Origin of the sequence: Paenibacillus zanthoxyli JH29, from assembly GCF_000520715.1 — a bacterium.
GTDB lineage: Bacteria > Bacillota > Bacilli > Paenibacillales > Paenibacillaceae > Paenibacillus_AQ > Paenibacillus_AQ zanthoxyli.
This window is the reverse complement of the sequence record NZ_ASSD01000393.1, coordinates 1-2,101: the sequence shown is the minus strand read 5'-3', so window position 1 is coordinate 2,101 and position 2,101 is coordinate 1. Positions and strand designations below refer to the sequence as shown.

General features: G+C 54.8%; 2 protein-coding genes. Both read left to right on the top strand.

Annotated features, from left to right (window positions below; translation table 11 throughout):
- Window positions 1–890: NfeD family protein (locus tag L691_RS0114695; RefSeq protein ID WP_025691245.1), on the top strand; the 890-nt coding region annotated here is incomplete at its 5' end.
- A gap of 65 nt (window positions 891–955) precedes the next feature.
- The gene (gene floA / locus L691_RS0114690) at window positions 956–1,954 is read left to right on the top strand and encodes a flotillin-like protein FloA (protein WP_036737140.1); all 999 of its coding nucleotides are present in this window, start codon (window positions 956–958) and stop codon (window positions 1,952–1,954) included.
- Window positions 1,955–2,101 lie beyond the last annotated feature (147 nt).

Genomic DNA, 2,101 nt, shown 5'->3' with positions numbered 1-2,101 from the left:
TGGCGGGAGCGGCGGCGTTGAATGGACGCGATCCGGATATCGCGGCCGGAATGACGGATATCGATATGGTCGTCGACAAGCCTGAGCTGGGCGTCCATAAGAGCAAGGGAGAGATTATCGCTTTGACCAGCGATCAGGCGCTGAAAGCGGGCTACGCCGACACCGTCAAGGATTCGCCGGAGGCAGCTGCGGCATGGATGGGTTATTCAACCGATGATATTTTCCGAGTGCAGCATACCGGTGCGGAAAAGCTGTCGCATTTTCTGACCCACCCCGCCGTCATGACCGTTCTGCTGTTTATCGGGATCGCCGGAGTGGTCATCGAGCTGCTTGTACCTGGATTCGGGATTCCGGGCATCCTGGGAACCCTGGCCTTCGTCCTGTATTTCTTCGGAAACTATGTGGCGGGATTTGCCGGTGCGGAGACTTGGCTGCTGTTCATCATTGGCCTCGTTCTGATGGTGCTTGAGCTGTTCGTTCCGAGCTTCGGCATTTTGGGGGTTCTGGGCTCTATCAGTCTGATTGCGGGCGTCGTAAGAGCCGCCTACAGCTTTACGCATGCGCTGTTCAGCTTGGGCATTGCTTTTGCTGCCGCCGTGGTGGTCATTATCATTGTTGCGGTAGCCTTCAGGGACCGGGGCATCTGGAATCGGTTTATTCTCAGCGAGAGTTTGAGCAAGGAGAAGGGTTTCATTCCCGCCCCCGAGAAGCTGGATCTCGTAGGCCAGAGAGGGGTAAGCATCACACCGCTTCGTCCGGCAGGCACGGCGCTAATCGCAGACGAACGTCTTGATGTGGTCACGGAAGGCGGATTCATCGGTGTGAATACTCCTATTTCCGTTGTCAAAGTGGAAGGCGGCAGAATTGTGGTGAAGGAAATTCGGGAATAAGGTAAACTCATGGAAGTGTTAGTGTGTAAATTCAATATTTATAGGCAGAAAGGGTAGATATAACAATGGAAGCATCCTTAATAACCATCCTGCTGATCGCCGTCGTCGTGATCATTGCTCTGAGCGTCTTTCTTAGCTTCTTTCCGGTTATGCTGTGGATTTCCGCTCTGGCGTCCGGTGTTAGAATCAGCATTATTACACTGGTCGCCATGCGGCTGCGCCGTGTAACGCCAAGCCGGATCGTTAATCCTTTGATAAAAGCAACCAAGGCGGGCCTGGGTCTTAACATCAACCAACTGGAAAGCCACTATCTGGCGGGGGGCAATGTCGATCGTGTCGTCAATGCGCTGATCGCCGCGCAGCGGGCCGATATTCCGCTGGAATTCACCCGGGCGGCTGCGATTGATCTGGCCGGACGCGATGTGCTGCAAGCGGTGCAGATGAGCGTTAACCCGCGCGTAATCGAGACGCCTACCGTGGCTGCCGTTGCCCGCGACGGGATCGAAGTCAAGGTCAAGGCACGCGTTACCGTTCGCGCCAATATCGACCGGCTTGTCGGCGGCGCCGGTGAGGAGACGATCATCGCCCGTGTCGGCGAGGGTATCGTAACGACGGTAGGTTCAAGTAATTCGCATAAGGATGTTCTGGAGAATCCGGACTCGATCTCCCGCACCGTGCTTCAGAAAGGGCTCGACGCCGGAACGGCGTTTGAAATTCTGTCCATCGACATTGCGGATGTGGATGTAGGCAAGAACATCGGCGCTTACCTGCAGACGGAACAGGCTGAAGCTGACAAGCGGATTGCCCAGGCGAAGGCCGAGGAACGGAGAGCAATGGCCGTTGCGCAGGAGCAGGAAATGAAGGCCCGCGTCGTCGAAATGAAAGCCTTGGTCGTCGAATCCGAATCCCAGGTGCCGCTGGCTATGGCCGAGGCGCTTCGCGGAGGTCAAATCGGCGTGATGGATTATATGAATCTGAAAAATATCGAAGCCGATACCCAGATGCGCGGTTCGCTCGGCAAGATGGGCGATCAGGATAACGACGGTTCCAAGAGCAGTAAATAATGAACACAACGAGTAGGGGAGATGAGACCCCATGAGCTGGATTTATGTGATTGCGGTTATTATTTTCGCGATTGTGTCCCAAGTAAACAAAGCGAACAAAAATAATAACAAAAACAAAAGATCCCCCCGAGGCGGAATGCCGCCATT

What these genes read in the sequence shown, in the direction of transcription:
- floA (WP_036737140.1), top strand. Translation starts at nt 956, where the DNA reads ATGGAAGCATCCTTAATAACCATCCTGCTGATCGCCGTCGTCGTGATC.